Consider the following 13,722-nt stretch of genomic DNA (forward strand, 5'->3'; position numbering starts at 1 on the left):
TCAACCGGCTTGCACATCTTGCGAGACGCCGTCGGGCACTTCCGACGGTTGTTCCTGCATCGCCGCCCATGCATGCTCGGCTGCGAGATCCTCGCCCGCCGACTGCGCCCGGCGGTTGCGGTGGTACGCCATGCCGGTACCGGCGGGAATGAGCCGGCCGACGATGACGTTTTCCTTGAGCCCGCGCAGTTCGTCACGCTTGCCCATGATGGCCGCTTCGGTCAGCACGCGCGTCGTCTCCTGGAACGACGCGGCGGAGATGAACGAATCGGTCGACAGCGAAGCCTTCGTGATACCCAGCAGGACGTTCTGGTACTGCGCCGGGAGTTTGCTTTCGCCTTCCACGCGGTCGTTTTCGTCGAGCACTTCCGACCGTTCCACCTGCTCCTCGCGGATGAACTTGGTATCGCCCGCGTCGGTAATGACCACGCGACGCAGCATCTGACGAACGATGACCTCGATGTGCTTGTCGTTGATCTTCACGCCCTGCAGACGATACACGTCCTGGACTTCGTCGATGATGTAGCGCGCCAGCGCCTCGATCCCCTGCAGGCGCAGGATGTCGTGCGGGTCCGCCGGACCATCGACGATCAGTTCGCCCTTATTGACGACCTGGCCATCGTGCACCATCACGTGCTTGTCCTTCGGGATCAGGAACTCGTGCGCCGTGCCATCGGCTTCGGTGATCACGAGACGCTGCTTGCCCTTGGTGTCCTTGCCGAACGACACGGTACCCGTGTATTCGGCGAGCACGCCGGCATCCTTCGGCGGACGGGCTTCGAAGAGTTCCGCCACACGCGGCAGACCGCCGGTAATGTCGCGGGTCTTTGCCGATTCCTGGGGAATACGGGCGAGAATGTCGCCGACGCCGATGATCTGGCCGTCCTTGACGGTGATCAGCGAGCCGACCTGGAAGGTGATCGCCACGGAATGGTCGGTGCCGGCGATCTTCACTTCCTCGCCGTTTTCGTCGAGGAGCTTGACCTGCGGGCGCACGCCCTTGGACGAGGAACCCGCCTTGCGCTTGCCGTCGATCACGACGAGGGTCGACAAGCCCGTCACTTCGTCGATCTGCTTCGCGACGGTGACGCCTTCCTCGACGTTCTCGAACTTCACGGTACCGGAGTATTCCGTGACGATCGGACGGGTGTGCGGATCCCAGGTCGCGAGCATGACGCCGGCCTTGATCGTGCCGCCATCGTCGACGAGCAGGGTCGCGCCGTACGGCAGCTTGTGCCGCTCGCGCTCGCGCCCCATGTCGTCGGCAACGACGATCTCCGCGGAGCGGGCGATGATGACTTTCTCGCCCTTAGCATTCGAAACGTAGCGCATGTTGCCCGCGAAACGGACGGTACCGGCCGACTTCGACTCGACGCCGCTGGCTGCTGCGGCCCGCGACGCCGCACCACCCACGTGGAAGGTACGCATCGTAAGCTGGGTGCCCGGCTCGCCGATCGACTGAGCGGCGATGACACCCACCGCCTCGCCGACGTTCACGAGGTTTCCGCGACCCAGATCGCGACCGTAGCACTTGCCACACAGGCCGTAGCGCGTTTCGCAGGTCAGCGCGGTGCGAACCTTCACCTCGTCGATGCCGAGGCTCTCGATGAGATCGACGGCATTCTCGTCGAGCAGCGTGCCCGCTTCGATCACCGTCTCCTGCGAGTCGGGATTCACGACATCTTCGGCGCAAACGCGGCCGAGGATACGCTCACGCAGCGGCTCGATGACTTCACCGCCCTCGATGAGCGCCTTCATCACGAAGCCGTCGCGCGTGCCGCAATCGTCTTCGGTGACGACCAGATCCTGGGTGACGTCGACCAGACGACGCGTCAGGTAACCGGAGTTAGCGGTCTTCAGCGCGGTGTCGGCCAGACCCTTACGGGCACCGTGCGTCGAGATGAAGTACTGCAGAACGTTCAGGCCTTCGCGGAAGTTGGTCGTGATCGGCGTCTCGATAATCGAGCCGTCCGGCTTCGCCATCAGGCCGCGCATGCCGGCGAGCTGACGGATCTGCGCAGCGGAACCGCGCGCTCCCGAGTCCGCCATCATGTAGATGGAGTTGAAGGACTCCTGCTTGACCGTATCGCCCTTGCGATTGACGACATCTTCCTGGCCGAGCTGGTCCATCATCGCCTTGGCCACCTGGTCGCCGGCACGGCCCCAGATATCGACGACCTTGTTGTAGCGCTCACCGTCCGTCACGAGACCCGAGGTGTACTGGCGGGCAATCTCCTTGACCTCCTGCTCGGCCGCGTGGATCAGCGAGTCCTTCAGGGTCGGCACGAGCATGTCCTTGACCGCGATCGAGATGCCGGCACGGGTCGCAAGACGGAAGCCGAACTGCATCAGCTTGTCCGCGAACACGACCGTCTCCTTCAGGCCGCAGCGACGGAACGACGCGTTGATGAGCTTCGAGATTTCCTTCTTCTTCAGCGGCTTATCGATCACGCTGAACGGCAGTCCGGGCGGCAGGATTTCCGACAGCATCGCGCGGCCCGCAGTGGTGTTGTAGCGGGTGATCTTCTCGCGGCGCTCGCCGTCGGCGCCGACTTCGATTTCCTTCAGGCGCACCGACACGCGGGCATGCAGGGAGAGCTGCTTGGACTCGTAGGCGCGCTTGAGTTCGCCGACATCCGACAGCGCCATGCCCTCGCCCAGCGCGTTCACGCCTTCACGGGTGGCGTAATAGAGACCGAGAACGATGTCCTGCGAGGGCACGATGATCGGTTCGCCGTTGGCGGGCGAGAGCACATTGTTCGACGCCAGCATCAGCGTGCGCGCTTCCATCTGCGCCTCGAGCGACAGCGGTACGTGGACGGCCATCTGGTCACCGTCGAAGTCGGCGTTGAACGCGACGCAGACGAGCGGATGCAACTGGATCGCCTTGCCCTCGATCAGCACCGGCTCGAAGGCCTGGATACCGAGGCGGTGCAGGGTCGGCGCGCGGTTCAGCATGACCGGATGCTCGCGGATCACCTCTTCGAGAATGTCCCACACCACCGGTTCCTGGCTTTCGACCATCTTCTTCGCCTGCTTGATGGTCGTCGCCAGCCCCATCAGCTCCAGCTTGTTGAAGATGAAGGGCTTGAACAGCTCGAGCGCCATCAGCTTCGGCAGGCCGCACTGATGCAGCTTGAGCTGCGGGCCGACCACGATGACCGAACGGCCCGAGTAGTCGACGCGCTTGCCCAGCAGGTTCTGACGGAAGCGGCCGCCCTTGCCCTTGATCATGTCGGCAAGGGACTTCAGCGGACGCTTGTTCGCACCGGTCATCGCCTTGCCGCGGCGGCCGTTGTCGAGCAGCGAGTCGACGGCTTCCTGCAGCATGCGCTTTTCGTTGCGCACGATGATCTCGGGCGCCTTGAGCTCGAGCAGGCGCTTGAGGCGGTTGTTGCGGTTGATGACGCGGCGATACAGGTCGTTGAGGTCGGAGGTCGCGAAGCGGCCACCGTCCAGCGGCACGAGCGGACGCAGGTCCGGCGGCAGCACCGGCAGAACCTCGAGAATCATCCATTCGGGTTTGATGCCCGACTGCTGGAAGGCCTCGAGCACCTTCAAGCGCTTGGAGAACTTCTTGATCTTGGCTTCCGAGTTGGTCGTCTCGAGGTCGCCGCGCAGCTTCTCGATCTCGAGCTGGACATCGAGCGTACGCAGCAGGCCGCGGATACCCTCGGCACCCATAAGCGCGTCGAACTCGTCACCGTACTCCTCGACCTTGGCGAGGTAGTCGTCCTCGGTGAGCAGTTGGGCGCGGTTGAGCGGGGTCATGCCGGGCTCGACGACGACGAAGGCTTCGAAGTACAGCACGCGCTCGATGTCGCGCAGGGTCATGTCGAGCACCATGCCGAGGCGGCTGGGAAGACTCTTCAGGAACCAGATGTGCGCGGTCGGGCTCGCGAGTTCGATGTGCGCCATGCGCTCGCGGCGCACCTTCGACAGCGTCACCTCGACGCCGCACTTCTCGCAGATCACGCCGCGATGCTTGAGACGCTTGTACTTGCCGCACAGGCATTCGTAATCCTTCACCGGCCCGAAGATCTTGGCGCAGAACAGGCCGTCGCGCTCGGGCTTGAAGGTGCGGTAGTTGATGGTCTCGGGCTTCTTGACCTCGCCGTAGGACCACGAGCGGATCTTGTCCGGCGATGCGAGGCCGATGGTGATTGCGTCGAACTGGTCTTCGTTCGGCAGGGTTTGCTTGAACAGGTCAGCGAGCAGGCTTTTCATAAATCACTCCGTCCGGGTGGCTTCGTGGGCATTCACCCGGTTCAGTACGTGTCGAGATCGATGTCGATCGCGAGCGAGCGGATTTCCTTCACCAGCACGTTGAAGGACTCGGGCATGCCGGCGTCGATCTTGTGCTCGCCCTTGACGATGCTTTCGTACACCTTGGTACGGCCGGTGACGTCGTCGGACTTCACGGTGAGCATTTCCTGCAGCGTGTAGGCCGCACCGTAGGCCTCGAGCGCCCACACTTCCATTTCACCGAAGCGCTGGCCACCGAACTGCGCCTTGCCGCCCAGCGGCTGCTGGGTAACGAGGGAGTACGGGCCGGTCGAGCGTGCGTGCATCTTGTCATCGACGAGGTGGTGCAGCTTCAGCACGTGCTTGTAGCCGACCGTCACCTTGCGGTCGAAGGCTTCGCCGGTACGACCGTCGAACAGCGTGACCTGCCCGCCGGACTCGATGCCCGCGAGGGCGAACATGGCCTCGATCTCCTCTTCCTTCGCGCCATCGAACACCGGGGTCGCGAACGGCACGCCCTTGCTCAGGTTCGTGGCGAGTTCGACGACTTCCTTGTCGTCGAGGCTGGCGAGGTCCTCGGGATGGCCCTTGGTGTTGTAGACCTGCTCGAGCAGATCGCGAATCTCCGCGGCCGCGGTGTTCGCACGCACCATCTGCCCGATCCGGTTGCCGAGTGCCTTTGCGGCCCAGCCGAGATGGGTCTCGAGGATCTGGCCGATGTTCATACGCGACGGAACGCCCAGCGGGTTCAGCACGATATCGACCGGCGTGCCGTCGGCCATGTGCGGCATGTCCTCGACCGGGACAATGCGCGACACCACACCCTTGTTACCGTGACGACCCGCCATCTTGTCACCCGGCTGCAGGCGACGCTTCACGGCGAGGTAGACCTTGACCATCTTCTGCACGCCCGGGGGCAGTTCGTCGCCCTGGGTGAGCTTCTTCTTCTTGATCTCGAATGCCTGCTCGAAGTCCTTGCGCGTCTTTTCCAGGCCCTCGCGCACCGCTTCGAGCTGGGTCGCCAGCTCTTCGTCCGCCATGCGGATGTCGAACCAGTGGTAGAACTCGAGCGAATCGAGGTACTCGGCGGTGATCTCGGCCCCCTTGGCGAGCTTCTTCGGTCCGCCATTGGCCTTCTGGCCGGTGATCAGGCGGCGGATACGCGCGAACGCATCGCGCTCGACGATGCGCATCTGGTCGGCAAGGTCGGTCTTGAAGCTGCGCAGCATGTCGTCGATGATCGACTGCGCGCGCTTGTCACGCTCGATGCCCTCGCGGGTGAACACCTGCACGTCGATGACGGTGCCGTTCATGCCGGACGGCACGCGCAGCGAGGTGTCCTTAACGTCGGAAGCCTTCTCGCCGAAGATCGCACGCAGCAGCTTCTCTTCGGGGGTCAGCTGGGTTTCGCCCTTGGGCGTGACCTTGCCGACCAGCACGTCGCCGGCATCCACTTCGGCACCGATGTACACGATGCCCGACTCGTCCAGGCGCGACAGCTGTGCTTCACCGAGCGATGCGATGTCGCGCGTGATCTCTTCGGGCCCGAGCTTGGTGTCGCGCGCAACGACGGTCAGCTCCTCGATGTGGATCGAGGTGAAGCGGTCCTCGGCGACGACGCGCTCGGAGATGAGGATCGAGTCCTCGAAGTTGTAGCCGTTCCACGGCATGAAAGCGACCAGCATGTTCTGGCCGAGCGCGAGCTCGCCGAGGTCGGTCGAGGCGCCGTCGGCGATGACGTCGCCCTTGCCGATGAGGTCGCCGACCTTCACGATCGGACGCTGGTTGATGTTGGTGTTCTGGTTCGAACGCGTGTACTTGATCATGTTGTAGATGTCGACGCCGACTTCGCCCGCGAGGGTTTCGTCGTCATTGACACGCACCACGATCCGGTTGGCGTCGACGTAGTCGACCACGCCGCCACGCCTTGCCTGCACGGCCGTACCCGAGTCGACCGCCACGGTGCGCTCTATGCCGGTGCCGACCAGCGGCTTCTCCGGACGCAGGCAGGGCACGGCCTGACGCTGCATGTTCGCGCCCATCAGCGCACGGTTCGCGTCGTCGTGCTCGAGGAACGGGATCAGCGAGGCCGCAACGGACACGATCTGCCCCGGCGCGACGTCCATGTACTGGACCTGGTCGGAAGTCGCCAGCGTGAATTCACCCTTGTGACGGCACGAAACCAGGTCGCCCTGCAGGGTGCCGTCATCGCCGATATCGGCGTTCGCCTGGGCGATCACGTACTGGCCTTCCTCGATCGCCGACAGGAAATCGATCTGGTCGGTCACCTTGCCGTCGGCAACCTTGCGATACGGCGTCTCGAGGAAGCCGTGACGGTTGGTCTGCGCGTAAACCGCCAGGGAGTTGATCAGGCCGATGTTCGGACCTTCCGGCGTCTCGATCGGGCACACGCGGCCGTAGTGCGTCGGGTGCACGTCGCGCACCTCGAAGCCGGCACGCTCGCGCGTCAGACCGCCCGGGCCGAGCGCCGAGACGCGGCGCTTGTGCGTGATTTCGGACAGCGGGTTGGTCTGGTCCATGAACTGCGACAACTGGCTGGACCCGAAGAACTCCTTGATCGCGGCCGAGATCGGCTTGGCATTGATCAGGTCGTGCGGCATCAGGTTGTCGGATTCGGCCTGCGACAGGCGCTCCTTGACGGCGCGCTCGACACGCACGAGACCGGCGCGGAACTGGTTCTCGGCGAGTTCGCCGACCGAACGCACGCGCCGGTTGCCGAGGTGATCGATGTCGTCGATTTCACCACGCCCGTTGCGCAGCTCGACCAGCACGCTCATCACCGCGAGGATGTCCTCGTTGGACAGCGTTGCGGGACCTTCTTCACCGCGGGCACCAACGGTCTCGTAGAAGCGCTTGAGCCAGCCCGGCGCCTTGTCCTCGATCTTCTCGGGGTAGGCGCGGCGATTGAACTTCATGCGGCCGACCGACGACAGGTCGTAGCGCTCTTCCGAGTAGAACAGCCCCTGGAACAGCGCCTCGACGGCTTCCTCGGTGGGCGGCTCGCCCGGACGCATCATGCGGTAGATCGCGACGCGCGCCGCCCACTGGTCGGCGGTCTCGTCGATGCGCAGCGTCTGCGAGATGTAGGGACCACGATCGAGGTCGTTGACGTACAGCGTCTGCAGATCCTTGACGCCGGCGTCGCGCAGCTTGCCGAGGAGGTCTTCGGTGATCTCGTCGTTGGCGCGTGCGAGCAGTTCGCCGGTCTCGGGATCGACGACGTTGCGCGCGACGATACGGCCCAGCATGAAGTCCTCAGGCACGACCATGGTCTTGATGCCGGCCTGTTCGAGCTCGCGGATGTGCTTGGCGGTGATGCGCTTGTCGCGTGCGACGATGATCCCGCCGCTGGTATCGGTGATGTCGAACTTCGCGACATCGCCGCGCAGGCGATCGGGCACGAGTTCGAACGCGATCTCCTCACCCTTGAAATGGAAGGTGTCGAAATCGTGGAAGGTCTCGAGGATCTGCTCCGGCGTCATGCCGATGGCGCGCAGCAGGATGGTCGCGGGCATCTTGCGGCGACGGTCAACGCGGAAGAACAGGCAGTCCTTCGGGTCGAACTCGAAGTCGAGCCAGGAGCCACGGTAGGGGATGATGCGCGCCGAGAACAGCAGCTTGCCCGAAGAGTGCGTCTTGCCGCGGTCGTGCTCGAAGAACACGCCGGGGGAACGGTGGAGCTGCGACACGATGACGCGCTCGGTGCCGTTGATGACGAACGACCCGGTGGAGGTCATGAGCGGAATCTCGCCCATGTACACTTCCTGTTCCTTGACTTCCTTCACCGTCTCCTTGGGCGCGTCGCGATCGAGAATCACCAGACGCACGCGCGCGCGCAGCGGCGACGCGAAGGTCAGGCCGCGCTGCTGGCACTCGGTCACATCGAACGCCGGCTCGCCGAGCATGTACTGCACGAACTCCAGCCGCGCGTTCCCGCTGTGGCTGACGATCGGGAAGATCGACGTGAAAGCGGCCTGCAGACCCTGGTTCAGGCGCGTCATCGGCGGCGTTTCAGCCTGCAGGAACGAGGCGAACGACTCGATTTGGGTGGCGAGGAGGAAAGGTACGTTCAGCACTGCCGCGCGCTTGGCGAAGCTCTTGCGGATACGTTTCTTTTCGGTGTAGGAATACGCCATGGATGCTCCGGGTAGAGGTCGGACGTCAAAGAGACAGAACACAGCGCCCCGAGGAGGTCGGGCCAGGCGATAGGCTAGTGGACACCATATCTCGCGCTGGGTTCTGGCTTCTTGGATTTACAAAGCACGAAAGGGCTGGCGCCCGGATGAGCGCCAGCCCCGAGAGACAACTCGGTATTACTTGATCTCGACCTTCGCGCCAGCGTCTTCGAGCTGCTTCTTGATCGCCTCGGCGTCGGCCTTCGGGGCACCTTCCTTGACGGTCTTCGGGGCGCCATCGACGAGGTCCTTGGCTTCCTTCAGGCCCAGGCCGGTGGCGGCGCGGACGACCTTGATCACTTCGACCTTCTTGTCGCCGGCGGCAAGCAGGACGACGTCGAATTCGGTCTTCTCTTCAACGACGGCAGCGGCAGCGCCGCCGGCCGGGGCAGCAACCGCCATCGCGGCAGCCGACACGCCGAACTTCTCTTCGAACGCCTTCACGAGGTCGTTCAGTTCCATAACGGTCATCGAGCCAACGGCTTCGAGGATGTCTTCTTTGCTGATAGCCATGTCAAATCACTCCTAAATCGAAACTTTTTCGGAAAACGGTCAGGCAGCTGCCTCTTCCTCGCGCTTCTTGGCGAGGGCGGCCATCGCGCAAGCGAAGCCGGAAACCGGCGCCTGCATGACGCCCAGCAACGTGGCGAGCAACTCTTCGCGGCTCGGGATCGACGCGAGCGCCTGCACGCCGGCCTTGTCGAGCGTCTTGCCCGCGTAGGAACCGGCCTTGAGCACCAGCTTGTCGTTGCCCTTGGCGAAGTCGTTCAGCACCTTGGCTGCGGAAACCGGATCTTCCGAAATGCCATAGATCAGCGGACCGGTCAGCTGATCCGACAACCCGGCGAACGGGGTTTCGGCGATCGCACGGCGCACCAGGGTGTTCTTCAGCACACGCAGGTAAACGCCAGCTTCGCGGGCCTTCGCGCGCAGCACAGTGAGATCACCCACTTCAATGCCGCGATACTCGGCCACCGCGATGGTCTGAGCGTTGGCCACCTGTGCCGACACCTCTGCCACTACGGCTTTCTTGTCATCGAGATTGAGACCCACAGGTCTTTCCTCCTTTCAAGTCCACACACGAACCGCAATTCGCGGTTCGCACCCACGGCGACCTGGATCAGGAGCGCGGCCGACGAATCGACCAGAATCCTGTTCTGGGCACACCGTCTGCGCAGGCCATCCGGGGATGCTTAAGCGGTCGCCGAAGCGACCACACCTGCGGTCTTTGACGATCCGCCCCGCACTTGCGCGCGGGGCGTCCCAAAGTTCTTTGTGCAGCCCGATCAGGCTGCAGTGATGCTCGACGGCTCGACGCGCACGCCGGCACCCATGGTGCTCGACACGGCGACGCGGCGCAGGTAAACGCCCTTCGATGCGGCAGGCTTGGCCTTCTGCAGAGCCTCGACGAGTGCGCCGAGGTTCTGCTGCAGCGCCTCGATCGAGAACGATGCGCGGCCGATGGTGGCATGCACGATGCCGGCCTTGTCGGTGCGGTACTGCACCTGACCCGCCTTGGCGTTCTTGACCGCGGTGGTGACGTCCATGGTCACGGTACCGACCTTCGGGTTCGGCATCAGGCCGCGCGGACCGAGGATCTGGCCCAGCTGGCCGACGACGCGCATGGCGTCGGGCGTGGCGATGCAGAGGTCGAAGTCGATCGTGCCGCCCTTGACCTGCTCGGCGAGGTCGTCGAAACCGACGACATCGGCGCCAGCAGCACGGGCGGCTTCAGCCTTGTCGCCCTGGGCGAACACGGCCACGCGCACGGTCTTGCCGGTACCAGCGGGCAGCACGACGGAGCCGCGCACGACCTGGTCCGACTTGCGCGCATCGACGCCGAGGTTGACCGAGATATCGACCGATTCGTCGAACTTGGCGGTCGCACATTCCTTCACCAGCGTGAGGGCCTCGGCGACGGGGTAGACGCGGTTGCGGTCGACCTTGGCGCGCAGCGCCTGAACTCGTTTCGAAAGCTTAGCCATGATCAGAGACCCTCCACCGTGATGCCCATGCTGCGTGCGGAACCGGCGATCGTACGCACGGCGGCGTCCATGTTCGCAGCGGTGAGGTCAGGCATCTTGGCCTTGGCGATCTCTTCGACCTGCGCACGCGTGATCGAACCGACCTTGTCGGTGTGCGGCTTGGCCGAACCGGACTTGATGCCGGCAGCCTTCTTGATGAGGACCGTCGCAGGCGGGGTCTTCATGATGAAGGTGAAGCTCTTGTCCGCGTACGCGGTGATCACCACGGGAATCGGCAGACCGGGCTCCATGCCCTGGGTCTTGGCGTTGAACGCCTTGCAGAATTCCATGATGTTCAGACCGCGCTGACCAAGCGCAGGGCCGATCGGGGGACTGGGGTTGGCCTTACCAGCTGGCACTTGCAGCTTGATATAGCCGATGATTTTCTTTGCCATCGCGGCTAGCTCCTAGTATGAGTACAAGCGCGCCGGCCGCAGCCGACGCTCCTCGCTTTCGCCCGCACGAAGCGGGCAACTGCGGGCCTTGCGGCCCACCTGCATCAGGTCTTCTCGACCTGACTGAAATCCAGCTCGACCGGCGTGGCGCGACCGAAGATGGTCACCATCACGCGCAGCTTGCTCTTGTCGTAATTGACGTCCTCCACGGAACCGTGGAAGTCGGTGAACGGGCCTTCCTTGACGCGCACGACTTCGCCCATCTCCCACAGCACCTTCGGACGGGGCTTGTCGACGCCTTCCTGCATCTGCTGCATGATCTTCTCGACTTCCTTTTCGGAAATCGGAGTGGGCTTGTTCGCGGTGCCGCCGACGAAACCGGTAACCTTGGGCGTGGACTTGACCAGATGCCAGCTCTCGTCGTTCATGTCCATCTCGACGAGCACGTAGCCGGGGAAGAACTTCCTTTCGGAGATGCTCTTCTGGCCGCTCTTCATCTCGATGACTTCTTCGACGGGAACGAGGATCTGCCCGAAGGAATCCTGCATCCCCGCGCGAGCGATGCGCTCGACGAGCGCGCGTTGGACAGACTTCTCGAAGCCCGAATAGGCATGCACCACGTACCAGCGCTTCGTCATGATCACTTCCAGCCCAGAATCAGGTCGTAGAGCACCCACTCGAGGCTCTTGTCGGTCAACCACAGAAAAACTGCCATCACCACGGCGAAGGCAAACACCATTCCGGTCGTCTGCACGGTTTCCTTGCGCGAAGGCCATACGACCTTCTTCGCCTCGGTGATCGCCTCGCGCGCGAATTCGCCAAAACGGCGCCCCGGCTCGGACTGCCACGCGACAGCCGCACCTGCAGCCACGCCGGCAAGCACCGACAGCACGCGCAACACCATCGCCTGCTCGGAAAGCAGATAAAAGCCGACCACGCCGGCTGCGAGCAGGGCGAGAGCCAGCGCGAACTTGATCTTATCGGCCATCTAGATATTGAAAACCCGGAAATGAGTGGCAGGGGCAGAGGGAATCGAACCCCCAACCTTCGGTTTTGGAGACCGACGCTCTGCCAATTGAGCTATACCCCTGCAGCAGAGACTACAAGGCGCCCCGACTCGCGGGACGCCCTCGATCAGGCAATTGCTTCGGTTTTCAGCCGCAATTACTCGATGATCTTGGCGACGACACCGGCACCAACGGTACGACCACCTTCGCGGATCGCGAAGCGCAGACCTTCTTCCATAGCGATCGGGGCCAGCAGCTTGACCGTGATCGACACGTTGTCACCCGGCATGACCATCTCGGTGCCTTCCGGCAGCGCGATCGAACCGGTCACGTCGGTCGTACGGAAGTAGAACTGCGGACGGTAGTTGTTGAAGAACGGGGTATGACGGCCACCCTCTTCCTTCGACAGCACGTACACTTCGCCCGTGAAGTGGGTATGCGGCTTGATCGAGCCCGGCTTGCACAGGACCTGACCACGCTCGACGTCTTCACGCTTGGTGCCGCGCAGCAGCACGCCGACGTTGTCGCCCGCCTGGCCCTGATCGAGCAGCTTGCGGAACATTTCGACGCCGGTGCAGATGGTCTTGACCGTGGGCTTGATGCCGACGATTTCGACTTCTTCACCAACCTTGACGATGCCACGCTCGACACGACCGGTCACGACGGTGCCACGACCCGAGATCGAGAACACGTCTTCGATCGGCAGCAGGAAGGGCTTGTCGATCGCGCGCTCCGGGGTCGGGATATAGCTGTCCAGCGCCTCAGCCAGCTTCATGATGGCGCCTTCGCCCAGATCACCCTTGTCGCCTTCGATCGCCTTGAGCGCGGAGCCCTTGACGATGGGAATGTCGTCGCCCGGGAAGTCGTACTTCGACAGCAGCTCGCGCACTTCCATCTCGACGAGCTCGAGCAGCTCCTCGTCGTCGACCATGTCGCACTTGTTCATGAACACGATGATGTACGGCACACCGACCTGACGGGCAAGCAGGATGTGCTCGCGGGTCTGCGGCATCGGGCCGTCAGCGGCCGACACGACCAGGATCGCGCCGTCCATCTGCGCGGCGCCGGTGATCATGTTCTTCACGTAGTCGGCGTGGCCCGGGCAGTCAACGTGGGCGTAGTGACGCGTGGCGGTCTCGTACTCGACGTGCGCGGTGTTGATCGTGATGCCGCGCGCCTTCTCTTCCGGTGCCGCGTCGATCTGGTCGTAGGCCTTCGCCTCGCCGCCGAACTTCGACGACAGGATCGTCGTGATCGCTGCGGTCAGGGTCGTCTTGCCATGGTCAACGTGGCCGATCGTCCCAACGTTTACGTGCGGTTTCGTCCGCTCAAACTTACCCTTAGCCATGCCAGTACCTCTTTGACAGATTCAGAAAACCGGACCGAACAGATCGACCACAACAACACGAAAAACCGTGGTGCCCATGACGTGGATTGAACACGTGGCCTCTCCCTTACCAAGGGAGTGCTCTACCACTGAGCTACATGGGCTCCGTAAAAACCTTAGCGCACCAAGCCTGGAGCGGGTGAAGGGAATCGAACCCTCGTCATAAGCTTGGAAGGCTTCTGCTCTACCATTGAGCTACACCCGCATACAACGCAGACGAAACGCTTTACACCCTAACCGACTCGAATTTCGAGCCAGTCGAAAACCTGGTGGAGGGGGAAGGATTCGAACCTTCGAAGGCAGTGCCGTCAGATTTACAGTCTGATCCCTTTGACCGCTCGGGAACCCCTCCAAACGGAGACGCGCACTATAGGGGATCATTTCGCGCGTGTCAAACATCATTTGAACTTTTTTTCGGGGCAAGCTTCGGGCGTGCCGGCACGGGTGGCGATGCGGCGACGCGTCGTG

The 13,722-nt window shown here is 63.2% G+C and carries 9 protein-coding genes and 4 tRNA genes; all 13 read right to left on the reverse strand.

The features are described 5' to 3' along the window. The 13 genes from rpoC to U5817_RS22455 all read right to left on the reverse strand — a co-directional run bounded on the left by rpoC (position 1) and on the right by U5817_RS22455 (position 13,606). Complete coding sequence (gene rpoC / locus U5817_RS22395; protein WP_169127212.1) at positions 1-4,227, reverse strand: DNA-directed RNA polymerase subunit beta'; 4,227 nt, start codon at positions 4,225-4,227, stop codon at positions 1-3. A gap of 41 nt (positions 4,228-4,268) precedes the next feature. After that, on the reverse strand, positions 4,269-8,402 hold the full coding sequence (rpoB, locus tag U5817_RS22400) for a DNA-directed RNA polymerase subunit beta (protein ID WP_407278864.1): 4,134 nt from the start codon (positions 8,400-8,402) through the stop codon (positions 4,269-4,271). A gap of 177 nt (positions 8,403-8,579) precedes the next feature. Continuing rightward, positions 8,580-8,948 carry a 50S ribosomal protein L7/L12 gene (gene rplL, locus U5817_RS22405; protein ID WP_343037742.1) on the reverse strand — a complete coding sequence of 123 codons (369 nt, stop codon included), beginning with the start codon at positions 8,946-8,948 and terminating at the stop codon, positions 8,580-8,582. 45 nt (positions 8,949-8,993) lie between these two features. Continuing rightward, positions 8,994-9,494 (reverse strand): 50S ribosomal protein L10, encoded by a 501-nt coding sequence (gene rplJ, locus U5817_RS22410; protein WP_018987813.1) that lies wholly within the window; start codon positions 9,492-9,494, stop codon positions 8,994-8,996. Positions 9,495-9,727: 233 nt separating this feature from the next. Next, positions 9,728-10,426 (reverse strand): 50S ribosomal protein L1, encoded by a 699-nt coding sequence (rplA, locus tag U5817_RS22415; RefSeq protein ID WP_407278865.1) that lies wholly within the window; start codon positions 10,424-10,426, stop codon positions 9,728-9,730. Between the two features lie 2 nt (positions 10,427-10,428). Further along, positions 10,429-10,860 carry a 50S ribosomal protein L11 gene (gene rplK, locus U5817_RS22420; protein ID WP_018987811.1) on the reverse strand — a complete coding sequence of 144 codons (432 nt, stop codon included), beginning with the start codon at positions 10,858-10,860 and terminating at the stop codon, positions 10,429-10,431. A 104-nt stretch (positions 10,861-10,964) separates the two neighbouring features. After that, on the reverse strand, positions 10,965-11,498 hold the full coding sequence (nusG, locus tag U5817_RS22425; protein ID WP_018987810.1) for a transcription termination/antitermination protein NusG: 534 nt from the start codon (positions 11,496-11,498) through the stop codon (positions 10,965-10,967). 2 nt (positions 11,499-11,500) lie between these two features. Continuing rightward, on the reverse strand, positions 11,501-11,848 hold the full coding sequence (gene secE / locus U5817_RS22430; RefSeq protein ID WP_169127222.1) for a preprotein translocase subunit SecE: 348 nt from the start codon (positions 11,846-11,848) through the stop codon (positions 11,501-11,503). 26 nt (positions 11,849-11,874) lie between these two features. Next, positions 11,875-11,950: transfer RNA gene (locus tag U5817_RS22435), tRNA-Trp, on the reverse strand. 74 nt (positions 11,951-12,024) lie between these two features. Continuing rightward, positions 12,025-13,215: an elongation factor Tu gene (tuf, locus tag U5817_RS22440; protein WP_169127224.1), complete on the reverse strand. Its 1,191-nt coding sequence runs from the start codon at positions 13,213-13,215 to the stop codon at positions 12,025-12,027. Positions 13,216-13,283: 68 nt separating this feature from the next. Continuing rightward, positions 13,284-13,358: transfer RNA gene (locus U5817_RS22445), tRNA-Thr, on the reverse strand. Between the two features lie 27 nt (positions 13,359-13,385). Next, positions 13,386-13,459: transfer RNA gene (locus U5817_RS22450), tRNA-Gly, on the reverse strand. A 62-nt stretch (positions 13,460-13,521) separates the two neighbouring features. After that, a tRNA-Tyr gene (locus tag U5817_RS22455) sits at positions 13,522-13,606 on the reverse strand. Positions 13,607-13,722: the final 116 nt, after the last annotated feature.

Source organism: Aromatoleum evansii (assembly GCF_045689615.1).
Taxonomy (GTDB): domain Bacteria; phylum Pseudomonadota; class Gammaproteobacteria; order Burkholderiales; family Rhodocyclaceae; genus Aromatoleum; species Aromatoleum evansii.

Coding starts and splice junctions, on each gene's coding strand:
- rpoC (WP_169127212.1), bottom strand. CDS start 4,227: ATGAAAAGCCTGCTCGCTGACCTGTTCAAGCAAACCCTGCCGAACGAA.
- rpoB (WP_407278864.1), bottom strand. CDS start 8,402: ATGGCGTATTCCTACACCGAAAAGAAACGTATCCGCAAGAGCTTCGCC.
- rplA (WP_407278865.1), bottom strand. CDS start 10,426: ATGGCTAAGCTTTCGAAACGAGTTCAGGCGCTGCGCGCCAAGGTCGAC.
- rplK (WP_018987811.1), bottom strand. CDS start 10,860: ATGGCAAAGAAAATCATCGGCTATATCAAGCTGCAAGTGCCAGCTGGT.
- nusG (WP_018987810.1), bottom strand. CDS start 11,498: ATGACGAAGCGCTGGTACGTGGTGCATGCCTATTCGGGCTTCGAGAAG.
- secE (WP_169127222.1), bottom strand. CDS start 11,848: ATGGCCGATAAGATCAAGTTCGCGCTGGCTCTCGCCCTGCTCGCAGCC.
- tuf (WP_169127224.1), bottom strand. CDS start 13,215: ATGGCTAAGGGTAAGTTTGAGCGGACGAAACCGCACGTAAACGTTGGG.